The 20,440-nt window shown below is 52.1% G+C and carries 28 protein-coding genes; 6 read left to right on the forward strand and 22 right to left on the reverse strand.

The genetic code is table 11. From position 1 onward, the window contains the following. Window positions 1-55: 55 nt before the first annotated feature. The 11 genes from QMX88_RS03725 to QMX88_RS03775 all read right to left on the reverse strand — a co-directional run bounded on the left by QMX88_RS03725 (window position 56) and on the right by QMX88_RS03775 (window position 6,078). Entirely contained in the window at window positions 56-277 is a 222-nt protein-coding gene (locus QMX88_RS03725) for a hypothetical protein (protein WP_230692443.1), read from the reverse strand. A 65-nt stretch (window positions 278-342) separates the two neighbouring features. Beyond that, window positions 343-675 carry a hypothetical protein gene (locus QMX88_RS03730; protein WP_230692442.1) on the reverse strand — a complete coding sequence of 111 codons (333 nt, stop codon included), beginning with the start codon at window positions 673-675 and terminating at the stop codon, window positions 343-345. Window positions 676-781: 106 nt separating this feature from the next. Beyond that, window positions 782-1,093, reverse strand: a complete 312-nt coding sequence (locus tag QMX88_RS03735; RefSeq protein ID WP_230692441.1) for a hypothetical protein — start codon at window positions 1,091-1,093, stop codon at window positions 782-784. Between the two features lie 25 nt (window positions 1,094-1,118). Further along, the gene (locus tag QMX88_RS03740) at window positions 1,119-1,559 is read right to left on the reverse strand and encodes a hypothetical protein (RefSeq protein WP_282366479.1); all 441 of its coding nucleotides are present in this window, start codon (window positions 1,557-1,559) and stop codon (window positions 1,119-1,121) included. Window positions 1,560-1,710: 151 nt separating this feature from the next. After that, window positions 1,711-2,343 (reverse strand): hypothetical protein, encoded by a 633-nt coding sequence (locus QMX88_RS03745; RefSeq protein ID WP_282366481.1) that lies wholly within the window; start codon window positions 2,341-2,343, stop codon window positions 1,711-1,713. A 309-nt stretch (window positions 2,344-2,652) separates the two neighbouring features. After that, on the reverse strand, window positions 2,653-3,015 hold the full coding sequence (locus QMX88_RS03750) for a hypothetical protein (RefSeq protein WP_230692438.1): 363 nt from the start codon (window positions 3,013-3,015) through the stop codon (window positions 2,653-2,655). 131 nt (window positions 3,016-3,146) lie between these two features. Further along, complete coding sequence (locus tag QMX88_RS03755) at window positions 3,147-3,494, reverse strand: hypothetical protein (RefSeq protein WP_282366483.1); 348 nt, start codon at window positions 3,492-3,494, stop codon at window positions 3,147-3,149. Window positions 3,495-3,512: 18 nt separating this feature from the next. Next, window positions 3,513-3,836 carry a hypothetical protein gene (locus tag QMX88_RS03760; protein ID WP_230692436.1) on the reverse strand — a complete coding sequence of 108 codons (324 nt, stop codon included), beginning with the start codon at window positions 3,834-3,836 and terminating at the stop codon, window positions 3,513-3,515. A gap of 10 nt (window positions 3,837-3,846) precedes the next feature. Further along, window positions 3,847-4,086 (reverse strand): hypothetical protein, encoded by a 240-nt coding sequence (locus tag QMX88_RS03765; protein WP_282366485.1) that lies wholly within the window; start codon window positions 4,084-4,086, stop codon window positions 3,847-3,849. A 62-nt stretch (window positions 4,087-4,148) separates the two neighbouring features. Continuing rightward, window positions 4,149-5,237, reverse strand: a complete 1,089-nt coding sequence (locus QMX88_RS03770; RefSeq protein ID WP_282366487.1) for a hypothetical protein — start codon at window positions 5,235-5,237, stop codon at window positions 4,149-4,151. 61 nt (window positions 5,238-5,298) lie between these two features. Continuing rightward, entirely contained in the window at window positions 5,299-6,078 is a 780-nt protein-coding gene (locus QMX88_RS03775) for a hypothetical protein (RefSeq protein WP_282366489.1), read from the reverse strand. 190 nt (window positions 6,079-6,268) lie between these two features. On the opposite strand from QMX88_RS03775, the gene QMX88_RS03780 reads away from it, so the two are divergent. Then, window positions 6,269-7,207, forward strand: coding sequence for a hypothetical protein (locus tag QMX88_RS03780; protein WP_282366491.1), 939 nt, complete (start codon window positions 6,269-6,271; stop codon window positions 7,205-7,207). Window positions 7,208-7,652: 445 nt separating this feature from the next. Here the strand turns inward: QMX88_RS03780 and umuC are convergent, their stop codons facing one another. Continuing rightward, window positions 7,653-8,927, reverse strand: coding sequence for a translesion error-prone DNA polymerase V subunit UmuC (umuC, locus tag QMX88_RS03785; protein WP_282366493.1), 1,275 nt, complete (start codon window positions 8,925-8,927; stop codon window positions 7,653-7,655). Further along, a complete protein-coding gene (locus tag QMX88_RS03790) occupies window positions 8,920-9,345 on the reverse strand; it encodes a LexA family protein (protein ID WP_282366495.1) in 426 nt (141 codons plus the stop codon). The genes umuC and QMX88_RS03790 overlap by 8 nt, the downstream gene beginning before the upstream one ends. A 377-nt stretch (window positions 9,346-9,722) precedes the next feature. On the opposite strand from QMX88_RS03790, the gene QMX88_RS03795 reads away from it, so the two are divergent. From QMX88_RS03795 to QMX88_RS03815, 5 genes are all read left to right on the forward strand, one after another. Beyond that, the gene (locus QMX88_RS03795; RefSeq protein ID WP_282366497.1) at window positions 9,723-9,965 is read left to right on the forward strand and encodes a hypothetical protein; all 243 of its coding nucleotides are present in this window, start codon (window positions 9,723-9,725) and stop codon (window positions 9,963-9,965) included. After that, the gene (locus QMX88_RS03800) at window positions 9,955-10,122 is read left to right on the forward strand and encodes a hypothetical protein (protein ID WP_282366499.1); all 168 of its coding nucleotides are present in this window, start codon (window positions 9,955-9,957) and stop codon (window positions 10,120-10,122) included. The genes QMX88_RS03795 and QMX88_RS03800 overlap by 11 nt, the downstream gene beginning before the upstream one ends. 29 nt (window positions 10,123-10,151) lie before the next feature. Then, window positions 10,152-11,186 (forward strand): hypothetical protein, encoded by a 1,035-nt coding sequence (locus tag QMX88_RS03805; protein WP_282366502.1) that lies wholly within the window; start codon window positions 10,152-10,154, stop codon window positions 11,184-11,186. 213 nt (window positions 11,187-11,399) lie between these two features. Continuing rightward, complete coding sequence (locus QMX88_RS03810) at window positions 11,400-11,693, forward strand: hypothetical protein (RefSeq protein ID WP_282366504.1); 294 nt, start codon at window positions 11,400-11,402, stop codon at window positions 11,691-11,693. A gap of 58 nt (window positions 11,694-11,751) precedes the next feature. After that, window positions 11,752-12,051 (forward strand): hypothetical protein, encoded by a 300-nt coding sequence (locus QMX88_RS03815; RefSeq protein WP_282366506.1) that lies wholly within the window; start codon window positions 11,752-11,754, stop codon window positions 12,049-12,051. Between the two features lie 68 nt (window positions 12,052-12,119). Here the strand turns inward: QMX88_RS03815 and QMX88_RS03820 are convergent, their stop codons facing one another. The 9 genes from QMX88_RS03820 to QMX88_RS03860 all read right to left on the reverse strand — a co-directional run bounded on the left by QMX88_RS03820 (window position 12,120) and on the right by QMX88_RS03860 (window position 20,428). Beyond that, on the reverse strand, window positions 12,120-12,611 hold the full coding sequence (locus tag QMX88_RS03820; protein ID WP_282366508.1) for a hypothetical protein: 492 nt from the start codon (window positions 12,609-12,611) through the stop codon (window positions 12,120-12,122). Between the two features lie 47 nt (window positions 12,612-12,658). Beyond that, complete coding sequence (gene dnaB / locus QMX88_RS03825) at window positions 12,659-14,056, reverse strand: replicative DNA helicase (RefSeq protein WP_282366510.1); 1,398 nt, start codon at window positions 14,054-14,056, stop codon at window positions 12,659-12,661. A 74-nt stretch (window positions 14,057-14,130) separates the two neighbouring features. Beyond that, on the reverse strand, window positions 14,131-15,666 hold the full coding sequence (gene dnaB / locus QMX88_RS03830) for a replicative DNA helicase (RefSeq protein ID WP_282366512.1): 1,536 nt from the start codon (window positions 15,664-15,666) through the stop codon (window positions 14,131-14,133). Window positions 15,667-15,826: 160 nt separating this feature from the next. After that, window positions 15,827-16,795 (reverse strand): hypothetical protein, encoded by a 969-nt coding sequence (locus tag QMX88_RS03835; protein WP_230691978.1) that lies wholly within the window; start codon window positions 16,793-16,795, stop codon window positions 15,827-15,829. Continuing rightward, window positions 16,795-17,901, reverse strand: a complete 1,107-nt coding sequence (locus QMX88_RS03840; protein ID WP_230691977.1) for a toxic anion resistance protein — start codon at window positions 17,899-17,901, stop codon at window positions 16,795-16,797. Before QMX88_RS03840 ends, QMX88_RS03835 begins: the two co-directional genes overlap by 1 nt. 10 nt (window positions 17,902-17,911) lie before the next feature. Further along, the gene (locus tag QMX88_RS03845; protein WP_230691976.1) at window positions 17,912-18,739 is read right to left on the reverse strand and encodes a protein KlaA; all 828 of its coding nucleotides are present in this window, start codon (window positions 18,737-18,739) and stop codon (window positions 17,912-17,914) included. 613 nt (window positions 18,740-19,352) lie between these two features. After that, window positions 19,353-19,655: a hypothetical protein gene (locus QMX88_RS03850; RefSeq protein WP_282366519.1), complete on the reverse strand. Its 303-nt coding sequence runs from the start codon at window positions 19,653-19,655 to the stop codon at window positions 19,353-19,355. Between the two features lie 103 nt (window positions 19,656-19,758). Further along, window positions 19,759-20,076 (reverse strand): hypothetical protein, encoded by a 318-nt coding sequence (locus QMX88_RS03855; protein ID WP_282366521.1) that lies wholly within the window; start codon window positions 20,074-20,076, stop codon window positions 19,759-19,761. An 85-nt stretch (window positions 20,077-20,161) separates the two neighbouring features. Further along, window positions 20,162-20,428 carry a hypothetical protein gene (locus QMX88_RS03860; protein ID WP_282366523.1) on the reverse strand — a complete coding sequence of 89 codons (267 nt, stop codon included), beginning with the start codon at window positions 20,426-20,428 and terminating at the stop codon, window positions 20,162-20,164. Window positions 20,429-20,440 lie beyond the last annotated feature (12 nt).

Raw genomic sequence — 20,440 nt, forward strand, 5'->3', positions numbered from 1 at the left:
CCGGTAGGCTGGGGTCTGGGATGAAGCTTGGTTATCAGACTTTGGCACCGTAGACCTATCGTGGAACCCATGTAATGGCGGCCAGGATGATTCGGTCATAACGGTTGTTCAATTGATTGAGCCGCTCGCTTGTTGCGTTGTCATCAGAGCACGCCCTGGTCACCATGCGCTCATGGCGTGACAATACACGGCGCAAACGTTGACCTTTTTCGCCTCGCCAAACGGCGAGCGGCATGGCGCCAGCACTGGCCGGCATCGTGGTGAAGCTTCCCATCATTCAATCTCCTGAAGTTTGCGTTTGCGTGTCTTCAGGTAATGCAGAGCAGACAGGTATAAACCGGATTAGTCGGTTCGTCGGACGCGAGCGAGCTGCACGAGCACATTGCCCAAGCGATAGCTGTCACCAAACAATGTCACGACCATGAAACCACCGCGCTTGATGTCGGACTTGCCAACGGTGCGCAGTTCGCCGTTGTGGAGAACCGTGTCGCCAGGACGGATCATGTTGATGTGAGTTTCAACCGTTTCGTATTTGGAGTCGGCCAGCGGGTTTCCTCGGGTACAAATTTCTATTTGCTCCGTGAGTTGCATCTCTCCCCGTTCGTATGCTCTGTCGCAAGCTGCCAAGAACTGGTGGACGGTATTGTTGGTCGTTGTGAAGTGATCGGCGCTCATTAGGATGAATCTCCTGAAGGTTTTGAACTTGCTGAGGGAGATGTGAAACAGGCGATGCGAATCGAGGACAAAAAAAACCCCGGCATCGCCGGGGCCTGGTGAGACGTTACAAACTTGGCCAGTGACTGGGATAGCAGGCATGCGGAGCATCGGGGTCATCTGGGTACCATTGTTCGATAACACCAAAGCCAGTCAGCAGGATTCTGAGCAACACAATGTCGTCGTCTGGCAAATCACGCCATTTCCCACGAAGGTTATTTGCCTGGCTGAATTCGTCCCAGAGTCTTTCTAGGTCGATTTCAAATGCGATATAACCCGCACCAGCAAGAACAGCACGCATTCTGCGTACATCTTCTGGATAGGTAAGTTTTACCGAGTGGTATTGGAGGAATTGCATTCGTTGATTGGAATTATCCATGGACACTCTCCTGTAGGTTGCTGGATCAGGCCGGGCTATAACGACCGTGGTCGTATTCCTCCATCACATCCTTTTCCGCTAGTGAGCGAACGCGCACCAGACCGTCAATCATTCTGCTTAGGTCTTTGAAGTACACAACTTTGAGCGGTAATTCGGGAATCGACTGGTCTATTGCTACTACCCATGCCTCCACGAACTGTCCCTCCGCTGAATACTGTCGGCCGGTGTTGAATTCGATCGAATTCAACTCTGCATCAGGGCCCGGCTTGCTGATGATGTCGCCAAACTCAGCCACCAGTGATGCAAAGTGGTCATCCGTAGTCGCATCACCGCGCAGCTCATAGACAAGGTTTTCGCTTTTCGCTTCGGCCAGGAAGACTGGCCTATCACTGAATCGGCTTTGCCCCACGTAGATCAGGGCTTTGTTGCGCAACAAGGCGATGACAGTCGGTTTCGTGTTGTTCATTTTGAGGCTCCGATGCGTGTTGGTCTGAATGCATCGGTAATGCTTTACACGCGCAAATAAACGATCGGCCTCGCCCCAGTTCAACGGTCAGCTATGCCCGCCGAACTGAAGTAAATCTTTTTTAAACGCCAAAAAATAGTGATGGCCAGTTTCACTTTTCTTTGTTAGTTCCTTGCGAGTTCTCATCAGCTTTCACCTTTATAGGGAAAAAGAAATCGTAGGCGGTCACGATAACCAACCCTAATAAAATACCAACTGCTACCCTCGTCCAGAAAGACTCATCAAACAATACGGCGTTCACCATCATTTGCACAATAATCATGACCAAGGTTCTCACCAATGTTCTGACTATCAATTTGTCACCTTTACCAAACAGAATGTTTTGAAAAATTATGGCGATCAATAGCGGAATCGCCCAAAAAAGAGAACTCTCTACAACATGTGAGATTATACGATCATGATATGTGTCGGCATAAAGGTTACGCACATACTCGAGTGCCTGCCTATGCCGAGCCACGGCTCCGAAGCACTCTAGGTAGTCGCGGGGGTAACAATCTTCTAATCGAGGAAATTCGGGTATTGCCTCTTTTTCTAGCTTTTGAGTTGGCCAACCGCTGTACATGAAGATGCCAGACGCAGCCGTCCATGCAATCGCGAGCAGTAGCATTGCCAGCCAAGGTACTCTGCGAATGTACGCGCGATTTTCAATTGGTTTGGCAATACCCAGCTTCGCTTCGTGCATCATATTGGTCTCACTCTGGCTAGCCCGGTCAGTCATTTTCATTCCATGTCATGAAATTCTCGCTTCGAGATCACCACTCCCAAGGAGCGACAAACCCACACTTAACACGTATGTATAATAATAGAAAAACATCAGTATTCAAATGTGTTTTAGAAGTGAGCTTCAGACGTAAGAACGATCTGAGAGATCTCAAACCTACGCGATCGCGGAAATCAGAACGGTGGGGAAAGGCGGATCTACCGACGCTGGTCTTCAGCAGATACACCGGGCCCTACAAAGGCCCAGTGGGTGAGGTGTAGTACGAAAGCGTTTGGCTCAATCCCTTAAAGTGCCTGAACGCACCCTATCTGCTCAGTTCACTACTGCATTCAGCCGGTCATAACGAACGGTGCCGTTGCCATAGACAACCAGGTTGAAATCACTTTTCAACAGTACCTCATCGCTGACACCGAGGCAGCTATCGACTACCACCGTGGCGAGGGCGAACTCAATTACAGCTTTGTCTATTGCCTCGTCAGAACCCTTTGCCCTCAAAACTTTGACCAACTCACCCCCAAAGTACGGTATTGCGCCCTGTGCAAACTCGAGTCCCTTCTCCAAGACCGCAGGCTTGCGCTTAGAAGCCAAGTCCAGAATGTATTGGCTTGGCAAATCTCGAACGCCCGAAAACCACGCTTTCCCTTCACTATCCAGTAATTCGATGTTGCAGCGCATACAAGACTCCCTGAGTGATTTAGATTCATTCTATGGATGCCGTCCTATTCCTGGCAAACGGCAGCTAATAAAAAAACCCCGCCAGCGTAAGCTGAACGGGGTTTCGTGAGACTTCACCCCGTAGGTGAGTCTCAGTGATGCTTTCCACCAAGCACCAGCCTCAGGTGAGGCCGGCCCGGCGTTTGTGCAGCTGCTTTGACTGCGGACTTCAGCTCATAAGCCTCAATGCGCTTGTCAGCCGCGGCGAGTCGTTCTGTCACTGCTTCGAGAGCATGTTTGTGCGCCTCGAGATCCTCTATGGATGCCCGGCTACACTTGAGAGCAGAAACCTCCTTCAGCAGATCTTCAGTTACACGCTTCCAATCGCGAACCTCATCGGCCGAACAGCAGGCGTGGTAGTCGCTGAGTTTGCGGTACAGATGATCAACGCGCCGGCGGAATACACCTACTTTTACTGCATTGTTATTGATCTGAGACATGGTCAAATTCCTTTTCGCTCAATCGTCGAGAGACTGAGCTCTTTGTTTTTCAGCCTGTTCTTTTGCCATCTGCTCCGCAGCATTTGCCGCCTCGTTTAGACTCGAATGCACGTAGTCAGATGCGCCAGACTGGTCCATTTCGCCGCAGCTCCACCCAGCCAGATATCCACCGTTTTCGGGAAGCGTAAAGACCAATCCCCACACCTGCGTTTCATCTTCAGGTGGCTCGCTTGCGTAATGCTGTTCGACGTTCTCAAATCCAGCTACCTCATTGGTCCACTGCCACGGGTAGGGAGGTGTACCTGGGTGACACAGCACAAATTCTCTTACATTACCGATCATTTATCTCTCCCTAGAATCCGCGGCGTTTTAGTTCGGTGGCTAGAGCCGCCAGCACTTCCGGCACGCGATGCTTGTTTGCAGTGTAGGCATCAAGCCTCTCACCAAATGGTTTTGATCCGCCGACTATCACTCCGCCGAACAGCGATCGGAACATCTCGGTATGGATGCTGGTTACTGTGTCGCAGAGGCACAATCGACCCGCAGAAAGCACATCATTGATGTCTTGGGTGTGCATACCTTCAATATTCATTGTCATTTCCCTGGAAGGCGTTACTGGCCTTTGGGAATGCAGAACATCGATCGGTAACCAGTTCAGCGCGGGTCATTCTTTGCTGTCATGCCGTGACAGATCCGCACGAAGCCGGCCATCAGAGCACCAGCTTTCGCTGGAACATCAATTGCGTAGTCAGACTGGCGATTGTTAACGTAGTGCAATCTCACGACAAAGGACTTGGCGCCCACTATCTTATGCAACTGGTCAGCCCCGGGTAGGAACTCGATTTCCGTCGTCTGAACAGTTGTCCGCACTGACTGACCAGGCACTCCGGTTAGGGTTCGAACATCAGTCAGAAGGTCAGCGCTATTCAAGCCAGCTGTACCGCTGTCGACTATTACTCCCAATGCGATTGCCTGCTCAGCTGTGCATGACATTTGGAACTCGACAGAGCTGCTGATGGTGCTTTGCACTCCCTTCACAACTAGAGCTCCGCCGTAGTCAATTTCAATACTCCAGACAGCGTCCTCTTTCCCTGCATTCACCAATCCGAGATCGACCTGGTCGGTCACTGACAACGGATGCATCTCACGAGCCGGCGTGATCGCCATTAAACTGAACAACTGAGTACTCACGCCCATGTCGCGAAAATAATTGACTGTTGCGGCCGAAAAGATCTGCGCATCAGCCATTGCCTCATGTGAATCAACCTGGTCGGTAGCAGCAAACTGATGAACTCCAACCAGCGAATCTGGCTGGATCAACCTGAAGCGCCCGCCTGCGAACAAGAGAACGCAAGCGCTCTCGCAAATTCCAGCTCGATCTTGGGCCGACCCTTCAGCTTTCACGCTCACCTGAGTTGAAAATCCTAGCTGGCGAATGCGACGTCCGAGCGCAAGTCCCGCACGCGTACTGCCGCCAAAAGAGTTTAGGTGAAGCACAACGCCCTTGCGGCCTTCCAGGTAAGCGAAGTTGTTCAGCCGCGCCATTACGTGTACATCAATGCGTCCGTCTAGGTAGAGATCCACCATTCCTGAAAGGTTTGGATTCGGAATCAACGTGATCGTGGCTGATTCTGTGCGAGGAATATCGCGCTCCCCGGCAGTCACGTTCTCAGCAATCACCAAAGCAATCACACAGCAGTGGGCGATACGGAACAACGTCCGCACCCATTTTGATTTTTTCATGCGGTCGCCCTTAAGCGGTTGGTTTGTGTTCAGGGATGTGGAACACAAGTCCGTAAGGCGTTTAGGCCAGCAACGAGACGTACGCCTCTTGCCGCAAAATATTTCTGACTGCTCGGGTGCGCTTTGTGTCACCCAGCCCCATCGACCGGTCAGGAGAAAGACTATTGGCTTCCACGCTGATTTTTTTAGTTCGGGCACGAAGCCAGTTCGCGTCAGCCGTATAGTTCGCCTCGGGGTTATTCGCTTTCAGAGCGCCAAGCTTCCTCTCCAGCTCTTCGGTAAGGATCACGCGGCCGAGGACGTGAAAGTCCGAATGGAAAAGAGTTGAGCAATCCTCGGCCGACATAGCCTCCAAATTGCTAGGAATACCAGCGCAGAATCGATCCGTGCCAAAAGTCTGTTTAGCCAGCTCAAGCATCTCCGCAGCGCATAGATTTCCACGTTGCAAGGGGACGATGACCCTCACGCCCTGGTCGATCCAGCGCTTGACCCTGTTTGCGTGTTCAGTCCAGAGCTTTAAGGTTGCTATCTGGTCACCAATGACATCCGGAGCGACGATGCTCAGTCCTTGCGGATTGGTTGTCATCAGAATAACTGACTCATATTTAGTAAATACTCGTTCCCAAATAATGCCCTCACTCTTCTGAAAGGCCGCGAAGGCCCCAGAGTCCATGAAGACACTACCTCCAGCATCAAGGTGTCTCGGCAGCGCGAGAAATATCTTCGAAAGGCTAAGCAGGGGCGCAACGACTCCAATAGGCACGCCCACATCCACCGCAGCGCGTAGATCGCTGCTTGCGGACATCCCAGAGTGGAAAGCCAGGTGCCAAAGGTGAGACATACAGAAACCCCAAGAATACTGTAAGCATCTTTTATCGTATTGGTACGTGTTATGCAAATATTTGAAACTGCTACTATGCTGACCACCGGGTGTATTCAATGAGGCCTCAGCGGTAGCATGTGGCCCAATGTTGGGAGAAAGCGAGATCGCTAAGCCCATTCGATAACCACTTAAAGTGATAGGATCAGGTATGCGTCAGATTCAAAATCCAGATGTTAAAAGTGAACACATCTGCGGCAAGCCTGTGTTCACCTTTGACAGCCATCATGAAGCGCTTTTGCCTTGGGCCGAATGTGCGGTTGCAGTCGGTGATGCGCCGCCGCTGCGCCTCCTGACACTTGACTACCACAGTGACACACGCCCTGCATTCATCACCCTGAGCACTGTGAACATTGCAGACGCCATGGACGATGATGGATGGGAAGAGCGAGCAGCTGCAGAGGTGGCAAAGATAGATTTTCGCGAGGTGAAAACCGTGCATGATGCGGTGGTGAATCTGCGTTTTGACGAACACATAAGTGCGGCCGTGCAATCGGGGATCATTGATATCGCCTTCGCAATAGTCGGCGGACTCATTGCGAACGAATACCAAAGCAACGAACAGAATGCCGCTGAAGCGGAATGGCGCAAAAGAACGAAAGACACGCCCTGGGTTCCCAAGCCAATCGCCCCGCCGCCTTACTCGTACTCCGTCCCAACAGAGCGCATCATCGAATTACCACGTCAGAAGGTGATCTCGAATGCCCAACCTCGATCCAAAGACTATGCGGACCAGGCGCTGGAATCCGACTTTCTTCGACGGCACCTGGGGTTGATCGAAGAGATCACTCAATCCGCCGGCGTCCCAGGCTTATATGAATCACCGTTTGTACTTGACATCGATCTTGATTATTTCAACACACGTCAATCGGTCCAACCTGTCGACCACGAAATTTTTCATGAGCTTATTCGCCGTGCCGAGATCATCACCATTGCGCGTGAGCCAAAATGCGTGACGAATCTCCAAAAACCTGGTGAGAACCTGACCAGCGATTGGTTGGAAGCTGAACTCAAGCGGCACATTAAGGAGGCACTCAGCACTCCTTCCATTGGTACTGACGTGACAACCCCGAACCAAGCAGGCGAGTGATGACAAAGTTGCGATCGGCGTTACAGACACTCAATACCCAGCAAGGGGCAAAGGTTCTTCTGTACTGCGATCTGCGTGGAATACAGCGGGATCTGGCTGTCCGAGGCGCTTGGGGGATGGCGATGTTGGGCTTAGCAATGCTCGTGCTCAGATCGTTTGCCAGATCTGATTCCTTGCTAGCCCCTTTCCTCAATTGGATGGGCATCGGTGTCTGCTGCGTGGGCATTCTTTATGGCTGCATATCGCTTTGCATGATTTGGGTCATCCGGTCGACGAAGCACTCACTTCGAGAAATAGGTGTCGGCACCGAGCTCATTGAGCTGCTCGACGCACTCCCGTCAAAAGGTCTTGCGCGTCGTAGTTTTGGTGGATGACTCCTAAAGCTTCAACCATACGAACTCCCTTGGTCAAACGGCTGAGAGCCATGCTGGATCAAGCCAGTGCACTATCGGCAATGAATCTGCCATAGCTGGTCGAGTCGAGTGGTGTAGCTCTGGCTCAGCAGCTCTCGACGCATGGTCCATTCGGGTGTTGCCGGTACACTTGCCACACGCAACGTACCTCGACCCCACCGACCATTCACGGCATCGAGCACCGACATTACTTTTGAGGCTTCACCGGGTTGCGATCGCGCAAACAGATCCTCAGTGAATTCACCTGGTTGGCAAAGGTTCAGCAGCATGACCTCCGCCTTGCTGTACTGATACCCCGGCCGGAAGATGCGTTCCAGCGCATCTCCGGCGGCGCTGGTCAGCACCCGCACATCATCGGTTGGGTAAGGCAAGTCCACCACAACCCCATTCGCATACTGTGCCTCGGCAGGATTAAACATGCCGGTGCGGATACTGACCCGAATCTTTTTACACAGCGATCGCTGTGCCCGAAGCTTTTCCGACGCACGCATCATGTAGGTGGCCACCGCCTCTTTGATAGCCGGCAACGCTTGAAGTCGCTTGCCAAACATCCGGCTGCAACAGATCTCCTGTTTTGGCGGATCGGGTTCATCAAGCTCTAAGCACGATAGGCCGGCCAACTCGCGGGCGGTTTTTTCGATGACCACGCTGAATCTCTTGCGCAGCGTCCGTGGATCAGCCTTGGCCAAGTCCATGGCAGTCTTGATGCTCATTTCTTCCAGGTGCGCTTTCATGCGTCGGCCAACCCCCCACACTTCTGACACATCCGTGTTCCTCAACACCCAATCACGCTTAAACGGGTCGCAGATATCGACCACCCCGCCGGTTTGCGCTTGAAGCCGTTTGGCGGTGTGGTTCGCCAGTTTCGCCAAGGTCTTGGTGGGCGCGATGCCCACGCCGACCGGTATGCCGGTGCTTCGCAGCACACGCTGGCGGATCGCCCGACCCAGTGTTTCAGGGTCACGTATCTCCCGCATATCCGCAAAGGCCTCATCGATACTGTAGACCTCGACGGCTGGAACCATCGATTCAATCACGCTCATAACCCGCTGGCTTATATCGCCATAAAGCGCGTAATTGGAAGAGAAGGCCACGATGCCGTGGCGACGCAGATTGTCTTTGATTTGGAAATACGGCTCGCCCATTTTCACGAACGGTTTCGCATCGTAGCTACGCGCAACCACACAGCCGTCGTTATTGGACAGCACCACGATAGGCGTCTTGGCGAGGTCAGGCCTAAAGACGCGCTCACAGCTCGCGTAAAACGAGTTGCAATCGATTAGGGCGAACAACGGCGATTCAGACATGGCGGCGCACACTACCCGTCAGCACACCCCATATAGCCAGCTCATCGCCCTCCAGGACATAACGCGGTGGATACTTAGGATTTTCAGAAAGTAAAATCACATTGCCGTCACGCTTACACAGGCGCTTGCAGACAGGCTCGTTGTTGAGCAGAGCCACGACGATATGACCGTGTATGGGCTCGATCGAGCGATCCACGACGGCGAGGTCACCGTCGAAAATCCCAGCACCTTGCATACTGTCCCCACTGATCGAGGCCAGGTACACGTGCGGCGCCCGGATATTTAAGACCTCATCTAACGAGATCTGTTTTTCGATGTGATCAGCGGCCGGCGACGGGAATCCGGCAGGTATTTTGAACAGGTAATAGGGCAGCTGGACACCGCCAACCACCAGCTTGCCATGTATGGAATAGCTCATAACGCACGACTTCTGATAACTGTATGGACATACAGTTAACGTTGGTCAGGGCCTGCGGTCAATTTCAATGTTCGATCAACCTGACAAACGGATCGCATTTTTGATAGCCCCTCCCGGGAGTAGAGGATACGAAACTTTCTTGATAGGTGCGTTTAACGCACATTGAATACCGATTCGTAATCTGGGAAGCGGAGGCATGGCGATGAAACGGTGGGACGTGTTCAAAGACGGCAAGTGGGTTGAGGGTATTCAGGCGTGTCACCATTCCGAGGCAGTGCTTGAAGCGCTGCGTAACCTCGATGTTGACCTTGATACTCCCCGCGAAGATTGTGGGTTAGACGTGCGGCTTGCAGCCCAATAGCCAAGGAAAATATCCGATGACCATGCAGTCTGATGCTCCTGAGTTTCTGCCATTCGATTTTGTTTACGCAGGTCGGCGCGATTTGAAAAGTGGCAAGCCAGGTGCAGAAATCTATCGTCTCGTCGAAGGTCGCATAGCCGACAGCTTTGTTTTTGAAGCCAAGGTGCTGAAAGGCAGCAATGTGATCGGTGGTGTTTATCGGGGCGCACTTTTCACAGACAGCAAAGCCCGTGGCTTGGACATCTGTGATGTTCGTTGATCGCTGGAAGGACCAAGGCGCCTGTATCGACTGGCGTGCACGTGACGAAGCGTTTGAAGCCAAACAGCGACTCTCCAAGTTGGAAGCGGACGCCAAGAAGATCAACGAGATCGAGGCGATCATGCTGCCGCGGCTGCAAGTCACCTCGCATTTGTGATCACATATAAATTCTCGAGTTCGTTGCCGATGCCTGCGATAATTACGGCCATTATCGCCTGTAAAGGCACGTTTGAATTTAGGGAGAGCACAGTGAGGACTTTTTTTCTAGGCTGGACAGCAGAGTACGAGCGGCATTTCATACAATATTTGGCAACCCGCTACGACGTCTCCAGACTAGAAGTGCCAAAGCTACTCAAACGCCTTCATCGAATTGCGACAGTATTCAGCAAGACAGACCGCGTCCAGGATCGACACGTATTATTACTAGGCCGTCTGTATAGCGCCGCCAAGGGGTTTGACCGCTCGGACATGCTAATTTGCAACGAAGGACATGTCAGACGAAACGTTCTTCCTTCGATCATCAGCGCATTCCCGGGGCGCAAGGTACTGCTTGTTAGAGATCTCGTGGATTCCGCATTCATCGAAGAAATGTCCCCTTTCTTCGATCGCATTTATAGCTTCGATCAATCCCAATGTCACACGCTTGGAATGCAGTATTTGAATCAATTTTTCCCGCTGGGCTTCGCTGAAGCAGAGCAAGCTACGGCGGCCGAACCGATCCAGAAGACTTCCAAACCACACTGCTTCTTTTTAGGGCGTGACAAGGGCAGATCCGCGGTACTGGACCGACTGGGGAGCGCTCTAGAGCAGCTAGGATGTGTAGTGGATTTCCGAATCGTTCGGGACATTACTTCCACACCTGAATCGCGCTTCCATTCCGACGTCTTGCTCGACTACGAATCAAACCTGAAGCTGTCGCTTTCGGCGGATGTGTTGATTGAAATAAATCAGCCAGGTCAGGCCGGATTTACACTCAGAACGCTTGAGGCAGCCTATTTTGGAAAGAAGCTCATCACCAACAATGATTCGGTCAAGGACACACAGCTATACGATCCGAGCAATATTTTCGTAATCGGTGCCGGTGATAAGTGGGACGAGAGTGCTTTGCGCGATTTTCTCAAAACTCCATTTAAGCCACTATCCAAAGAAACCCTATACGCCCACTCCCCTGACTACATGCTCGAACACTTGATTAAAGAAAACTCAACAGCCCCGTGCTGATGAAACAAATGGCCGACGCCGTTCCGGGGTCTCTCACAGATCGCAATGAATGGGCATGAAGTGCCCATGAGCCATATGATTTGAGTCAAATCACAGATAGCAGTATTATATGTACGCGATATGCTTTCAAGGCGCAACACATAGCTGGTCATTTTTGGGAAGGCAATTCACCTGCCCTGTCGGCCAAAAAACGTAGTGAAATGAGGTGGTCGGATGAATAAAGAGATTTCCATAGAGACACCTGAGTTCTTCGTACTGATATTCAAATCTCGGGCAAGTGAATCAGTTCGTACAGAGGAAACCATTTCTAGATGTAAGCTCGAAGCACTGGGTCTTAAAGTCGATGACCCATCTGAGCACGGCAATGGATTACGCGCTCTACTCAGGCATGGTAATCATGTCGGCGACCTTTTCGAGTCAGAGGGAACGATGATTGGGCATTTCCTGGCACAAGATGCGAAGCCTGTCCCTTCACAATTTATTCAATGGGGATATGTACCCACGTAGCTTAGTTGACGTTTCGTCCACTAATTACACCGAGAACGGCTTTACTTGAGGATTTCTAATGAGTGATGACAACTGCACAAACGGTGAAAAAATGTCCCAAGATTCCGAACATTACAAAGACAAGGTGAAGTTTGCTTGCAGCGTTACACCTCTGGCTATCATCCCTGGCGGCATATTAATTATGATGAGCGCAACTTCTGATGCAGCTCCTGGGTCGATGATGGCAACCATTGACGCCCTTGGAATGTTTACTGGCATTGCAGGTCTTTGCACTACAGCTTGCTTCTACATAGCCCTTAAAATACGCCTGAAACTTCTAGCGACAGAGGGCCCAACCCAGATTGAAAAGCAAGATTAACCTGCCAAGGCAAAAGCCAGTCATTGGTCGGGAAAGCCTCATCAGAATTTCAAGCAAGACGCATAGTACTATGCAGTGCCTGTTTCACTGGCTTGCTCGACGAGACCCATTTCTGGAACCGGATAGAAAACTACTACTGTGTTGCCAATGTTGATTAAGCCTGAATGTGTGCTCATCAGCCGTTTAACATCATGACGTACAACAACTTCAACACCCTCCTTTACTACTGCCTGATCAACGTTGTACCGGTTTCCTGCATCTATAATCTTACCGATATAGGTCTGCCCAGGCAAAGCCTTCACCGTGATGCGGGACATTTTATCAGTATGCTCCATCTCCCCGATTGCATGATCTGTTACTCGATCATATAACCCTTCGTTATACCATTCAGAAAGCCTAGGTTCATTTAACATGGTGGTTTTCTCATCTCCGTCCATGCCGGACTGGTATGCGAGGTAATGCGCGACTTCTAGATGTCTTAAATCTCCAGTGATGTCGAACTTCGCGAGCTCGCCCATCGCATTCAGTTGATTTTCGAAAACTGTTTTATTACCGACCAATTGAAACCTCCAAAATTTAGCTGCCTAGAACCTTGCCCTTCGTTAAGTTATTCATCATCGTCAAAGTTATAGCTACCTGGTGCTAAGTTTTCAAAACGGGTGTACTTGCCGATAAACGCTAGCCGAATGAAACCGATCGGACCATTACGTTGTTTGCCGATAATAATTTCCGCGATTCCCTTGTGCTCGGTTTCCGGGTGATACACCTCGTCGCGGTAGACGAACATGATGACGTCAGCGTCCTGCTCGATCGCTCCGGATTCACGCAAATCGGAGTTCACCGGGCGCTTGTTTGGTCGGTTTTCCAAGGAGCGGTTCAACTGCGAGAGCGCCACCACCGGGCAATTGAATTCCTTGGCCAAAGCTTTCAGGGAACGCGAGATCTCGGAAATCTCGTTTGTTCGGCTATCACCGCTGGAGCCTGGGATCTGCATCAACTGCAAGTAGTCGATCATGATCAGGCCAATGTCGCCATGCTCACGCACAAGGCGCCGAGTCCTGGCTCGCATTTCAGACGGGCTGATACCTGCGGTGTCGTCGATGAAAAGTTTGCGATTGTTGAGCAGGTTCACTGCTGAGGTGAGTCGCGGCCAGTCGTCATCCTCCAGCTGTCCCGATCGAACCTTGGTCTGGTCGATACGCCCGAGCGACGACAACATACGCATGATCAGCGATTCGCCGGGCATCTCGAGAGAGTAAACCAGCACCGCTTTCTCGCTGCGCAGCACGGCATTTTCTACCAAGTTCATCGCGAAGGTCGTTTTCCCCATCGACGGGCGGCCCGCGACGATGATCAGGTCAGACGGCTGCAAGCCGCTGGTTTTCTCGTCGAGGTCGGTGTAACCGGTGGACAGGCCAGTGATCGAATCTGCGGTATTGAACAGCGTGTCTATGCGGTCTATGGCTTTGGTCAGCAAATCATTGACGCCGACTGGGCCCCCAGTCTTGGGCCGTGCTTCGGCAATCTGAAAGATCTGACGCTCAGCTTCGTCCAGAATCTCTTCGGCGGTACGGCCTTCCGGGTTAAAAGCGCTGTCGGCGATTTCGGTGCTGATGCCGATCAGTTGGCGCAACGTCGCACGCTGACGGACGATTTGCGCATAAGCCTTGATGTTGGCGACGGACGGCGTGTTTTTTGCCAGTTCCCCGAGATAACCGAGACCACCGACCTGGGACGTCTGACCTTCCTTGTCCAGCTGCTCCGCGAGGGTTACAACGTCGATCGGTGAGTTTTGGTCAGCCAGCTTGGCGATCGCACGGAAAATCAGTCGATGGTCGTGTCGGTAGAAATCGCCGTCGGACACTTGATCGAGCACGCGTTCCCACGCGTTGTTATCCAGCATCAGACCACCGAGGACAGCTTGTTCGGCCTCGATGGAATGCGGCGGCACCTTCAGTGCGGCTGTTTGTAAATCGTATTGCTCTGGATGAGAGATGTCATTCATTGGGAAAACCATCTAATTGTTCCGACAAGAGCCGGTGGTACAGGTGATGGGGAAAGTCGACTAACCCTACGCGACTAAGGAGGCCTGCGGAGGTGGCGCCGGCCCGCTGACTGCCGAGCGCCCTCCTTTTTCTCTTTGACCCCCGTAGCGAGCTGCTGAGCGCCAATCCTGCCCAAGCGGGGATTCGGATCAATCCTCTCGGCACCCATTTCTTCATCTGTGAAATCATGAGATCCCGGTGCGAGGTTTTCAAAGCGCGTAAAACGGCCAACGAAGCCAAGGCGCACAAACCCGACCGGCCCTTCGCGCTGTTTGCCGATGATGATTTCAGCGGTGCCCTGGAACTTTGAATCCGGGTGGTAGACCTCGTCGCGATAAGCGAACAGGATTACATCTGCATCCTGCTCAATCGCTCCGGATTCCCGCAAATCAGAATTGACTGGTCGCTTATTGGCTCGCTGCTCAACGCTACGGTTCAACTGGGACAAGGCAACCACCGGGCAGTTAAATTCTTTGGCGAGCGCCTTAAGTGAGCGTGAAATCTCCGAAATCTCGTTGGTACGGTTCATACCGGACGATCCTGGGATCTGCATCAATTGCAGATAGTCGACCATGATCAGGCCAATCTCGCCGTATGCGCGTCGCACACGGCGGGTTCGGAATCGCATCTCCGAAGGACTCAATCCCGCGGTGTCGTCGATAAAGAACCTGCCCTCTCCACCTTTACTGATCAAGTTGGCTGCGCGGGTCAATTTGGACCAGTCGTCGTCTAAAAGTTGCCCTGACCGTACCCGGGTGTGATCAATGCTACCGATCGAGGAGAGCATACGAGTAACTAAGGCGTCGCCCGGCATCTCGAGGGAGTACACCAGAACAACTTTGTCCGAACGTAGGACGGCATTCTCAACCACATTCATGGCAAAGGTGGTTTTACCCATGGATGGGCGACCGGCCACGATGATCAGATCTGACGGTCGCAGGTAATTGAGCTTTTTATCAAGATCATGAAAGCTGGTAGAGAGCCCGCCGGCCTCGCCCCCTTCTTCCTGTATACGTTTGATCTTGCTGACCGCTTGGCTCAAAAGCTGATTCATCTCGACAGGACCGCCAGCCTTTGGTCGGCTGCTGGCCACGGTCAAGATCAGCTGCTCAGCCTCGTGCACTAACTCATCTGCTGATTTACCGTTCGGTTGTAGAGCCTTCTTCTGGATCGTATCACTGATACCCACAATGTGACGTAGGCTCGCCCGTTCACTGACAATCCGGGCATAGGTGGAAATATTGGCGACAGAAGGAGTGTTCTCAAACAGCTCGCAAAGGTACGCATGGCCGCCGGCGCCTTCGAGTTCCCCCTCTGTAGAAAGCAAATCGTGAAGTGTCACTACATCAAAAGCGCGGCCAATGTCAGCCAGCTTACTGATGGCTTTGAAAATCAAACGGTGTTCATCACGGTAAAAGTCGTTTTCCCTTACCAGATCAGAAACCCTGATCCACGCACTGTTGTCCAGGATCAGCCCACCAATTACCGCCTGTTCAGCTTCGACTGAGCAAGGAAGATCCCTTTCAAATGGAATTTGAGTATCAGCTGAAACGTGCAGTTGGTCGCTCAAGCGCTTGGCCTTACGAATTAGAGTGTGCGGCTGGAAAGGTAAACAAAAACGCCCGGCCGGTGACTTACCAACCCGGTCGAAAGATTAGCATCCCCTGTCCCGCTTGGCTCGGCTTCGCGGAGACCCTTGGCGCGCTCAAAGCCAAGGGCCCCAGCGACCATTAGCCAAGCAACACGAGACCTACACGACCGATACGACGAATGCGTCGTTGTATCGAGATATGCAGTAGCAGCACTGCAATATCCGGCACCGCGAAAACCAACGTAGCGATCACGACTAAATCGGAGAGGAAACCAAAAAAATCAGACTTTGCGATCGCAGGATCCGCATACGACCTGGCCGCGGCGGAGAGTTGCTTAACTCCCGCAGAGTGCTCAATCGCATAGGCCACCTGATTATTCGGTGCGAAGCCCAAATCACCCGAAGCAATAGATTTGGCGGCCAAATCGATTACGGAGGGTGCCTGCGTTTCGTCCCTGATTGCAATTTGCGCTTTAAGATAGGTCCCGGCCGGCGAACTGTCTTTCAGCATGGCCTGCAAAGTGGCTGAGTCATGATCACGGATAGCGATCTCGAATAGTTCTCGGGGGCTTTTTTCACTCGTACTTGGCTCAGTCCGATCGTAGCCTGGGTCTGGGGAGGCTAAGTTCAAGGCCGGCCCCAGCACCACTGTTGAACCGCCAAATGCAGCCACCATCATCAAAGGAATTAGTGTCTGGCGAAATACCGCAAGCATCCCAGCCACAATCATTGCTAAAAGCAGAAAAGCCTTCATCACAGGACCGTCGAAAAACTCGGCGAGCACACCACTCATATTCGATACCGAGCCGCTGATAGCCTCAGTCCTAATCTCGCTGGTGCTGGAAAAGCTATCTATCAGGATTCGAGGAACGTCAAACTCCGCGATGCCAGCAGAAGGAGCGAATAAATGAGCCATGCCGGTGAAGATGAGAGCAATCAGTGAGCAAATGCCCATAGCCGCAAAGCCGATTTTGCTCAGTTTGCTGAGTTTGGCGCTGCGCTCAACCATTCCAGTGAGATCTTTGGCCGTCTGAGTCGGCAAGTGGCCTTTAATGGCATTAATGCTGTGGGCAAGGTCGTCGAGCAGAGGCATTTTTTTGATGTTCATCAGTGCAATGCTTCCTGCTGATTGCCCTGCGCCAGGCGACGATCCAGGTTGCTCTGCATGGACAGAATTCTCTTCTCGGCGTCCTTGCGGATCTGAACACCTTCGCGATGAATCTGAGAGACGTCTTCGAGCGTCTTGATCAGAGTCCCCTGCACTTCTTCAAGCGTGCTCACATCAATAACGGCTCGCTGGTTTGCCCGGGCAGTATCGACCGAGTTTTGATACAGGAGTTTGGCATTAGACTTGAGTAGGTTGTTGGTGGTGTCATCAATATTCCCAGCGAGCTCTACAGCATTGCGCTGTTCATTTAGCGCAAGGGACAGCATGAAAGATCGCTTCCAAGCCGGAATCGTCACTGAACGGATTGAGTGGAATTTGTCTACCAGAGACAGGTTGTTCCCTTGAACCATCCTGATAGCTGGCAGTGTTTGATAGGCGTTTTGCTGCGACGCAAGGAGATCGCCGACTCTCTTATCGAGTGTGGCAATGAGCGTATTCAGGTCCGCCAGCTCCTGAGCCTTTGAAGGCCCACCGTCGAACTCGCTGCGAAGCGCATCAGCTTCGGCACGCAACTCGATAAGGCGGAGTTTACCGGCAGCGATGTGCAAACCCAAGGCACGGTGCTCGCTGCGCACCGAGTTGAATGTTTCTTCGAGGGTTCTATTCCGCTCCACCATCCCTTCCTGGGTAGTACTCACTTCCGATACCAGCTTCTCGATGGTCTCACGCGTCGTGTCGAACTGACTCAGGACCTTAGTGGACCGGAGGGTCACCTTATCAATCAATGGGCCAATCAGAGGTAATTTCGATCGGCGATCCGTGAGCGCATTCATATTGACCGAGCGAGCTACCGCCAATACTTCACCGAGCTTTTCTCCCGCATCGTCGAGGTCCTTGTTTCGAACCTGGCTCAGAAGTTCGTCGGAGAAACTACCAGACTGAAGATCAGCATCGCGGCCAAACTCGGCAACGGACATCGGATCGTTCGACTTGATTGTCAGCGCAAGCGAGTGAATCTCGTCGATATCGCTTTCGACCAAACCAAACTCGGAGAGATTAATGGCGACGCCGGATTTGGCGGCTACAGCATTACGTTCTTGAGTCATTTCTCATTTCCTAGTGTTGGGTGGCGCTAAGGCTTTCAGCAAAGCTGTGCATCAACTTGCGGTGCGCCTCGGTGGCGGCATTAACTACCGCTGGGCTCATATGTTTGGTTTGAATCAGGGCAAGCGTATTCTGTCGCCAGATCGGTACCAGCAACGTGTCCGTCTCACCGAAGCGATCGAGCATGCCCAAGGCTTGGGCTCTACTCAGCTTCATCTGAGCGACACTCAGTTGGTGCGAGGATAGAAGTGTTTCCAGGTTGGCCAGCTTTCGAGAAAAGCGTTCCCGCGGTTTATCGAAAGAAAGATCGCCCTCCGGCAACACGCCTGTGCCAGGGTTCTCGTCAAGAAACTCTCTGCCGGCCTGGATGAAGATTCTGAGTTCTTCGACTTCCTGCTCATTACCGGCGATCAGCTTATTGATCGCCGAGAGTGTGTCCCGGACACCTTGGGCGTGAACCTTTGCCTCTTCGATAAGCACGTCAAGGCCTTTACGGGCCACTTGGTACCGAACCTGTTTTTCAACCTGGGCGCCAGTCAAGCGCTGAAACCAGGTGGGAGCTTTCGCTATTTGCTCGGGCGAAGCGTCACCCAAAGCGGTGATGATTTCGGCAATCTTTGACGACAATGCGCTCACAGAGCCGCTTTCCATCAAATCGGAAAGCTCGTCCATCTTATCGATGAACTGTCGCGTGCTTCCGTATTCGCCGATTCGGGACGTATTTGCGAACAGATCAGGAAGAACAGTCGACTTAAGCGAGTCGACTGTCACAGCACCATTCAAACCGTCAGGCGCTACGCGCTCCACCAGGCGATCTTTCACCAACTCTTCTGAGGCCATTGAACAATCCTGTAGTCATCTGGTTGTCGATTGAAGCGCTCCCTGCGCCAATTAAGATGTCGTGGCGGGGATTTATCAAAATCATAACACGTACGCATATTTTGTGAAGGCGACATGATGGCCTTTTTTGATGCCCGTAGTATCACGAAGAAATGGCTGCGCAATTCTGGTAGGGAGGACGGGGTTGATTGAGGGCTAACACTTGCACAGCCAGGCGGCCGCTGAGAAGGGTGACGCGATCGGCCTGCCGATCGATGTGTCTCGTGGGGTGCAGAATTATGTCGAAGCGCGCACGCGACGCATGCTAAGAGTCCGACGTTTGATCAGGAGTAGGCAGACGTTTTTTCAAGGCGTAACCGACCATCTTCAAAACATCACTAGGATCCTCCCCATCTTTGACCATCCGGAACGCGGCATCTACCAGACCGTCCACGGACGTTGGTACAGGCGTGTAGGTTTCGGGCCGAGTGATTGAGTCTTTGTCTTTCCGGGACATTAAAGCCTTACCTCAATAAATTCCGATAATTTCGGCCAGGCCACTCGAGCTCCTGAAAGCACAGAGCCAAAATTGCACTTCGTCTGGCCAATGATGTAAAGAGGTCACCGCCACTGCTCAAGCTTCTTTTCGGCCCATTTTTGCTGAGCTGCGTGATCTCAGAACTGAGACAGGAAAGAGCTTGCCAAATACCGTCAGCACAAGACCCTGAGCTGCAACACCCAATACCAAACCAACGACCAGGCGAATTAGCAATGTCATATCGTTAGGGCCATTCAGTTTTGCGCCGGCAGAGACTTCTGACACTCTCAAAAGCCCGTTGAGCTCGGACGGGAGCCCAAACACACAGGTATACAATAGGCCCCAGAATACGATCAGGCCGAGCCATTTCCTGACTTTTGAGATTAGCGGTGACTTCACGGTGTGTCTCTCCAGTGAATTGATGCTTGTCGAGGCAGATCGGTTTCCAGCGAACCATTATCCTCAGCGGGCCCTGTTCATGCGGATGACCGAGCAGATTATGTCATTCGGATTGAAGCTCAACCTGCCACCGGTAGTTTTGTGTGCTGCCTGGATAGCGCCATCCCGAACCGACGATCAACGTAATGCCTTCGCTTGAGTCTTCGTACACTCGGCAGGACAGTTCGGCTACCTCACCACCAGGTTGCGACATGGCAGTGCCTTTGAAGAGCGTTCCCTGCAATCGCTTGAGTGCAACTGTGTAGCTATAACCATCAGAGTGTGTGAGGTCGAACGCTATCTCATTACCCTCACTGCGCCGGACGGCTGAGGTGATGCTTTCACCGTCATCCAGATCGTAAAACTGTCCTGTCAAAGTCATATCGATGCGCCCAATTTTATTGAGTGTTAGGTTATTTTTCGCTGAACTCCAATCGAAAGATTAGAGAATTTTCGACGTCCCTGCCCTATAGCTTCACATCACGTACCCAGTAAGACACTCCAGCCATGATGGTCTGCATTGCAGTCGAAACACTCACAATGAAAGTGAGAGCGCCTGGAAATGGCTCATCGTTAGGACCGCTGACGCACCAAAGGCTTCCGGCCACCAAGACTACAAATGTCAGCGTAATTTTTTGATGACTTCCGCTGATGCGGTGCACCAATGCAGCGATAATCGACACCACGGCAAACGCCCAAACCAAGGCTGGTGAAACGAGCTCAAAAACCGTCATGCTTTCGCTTCC

This window comes from Pseudomonas sp. PS02290 (assembly GCF_029960075.1).
Lineage (GTDB): Bacteria > Pseudomonadota > Gammaproteobacteria > Pseudomonadales > Pseudomonadaceae > Aquipseudomonas.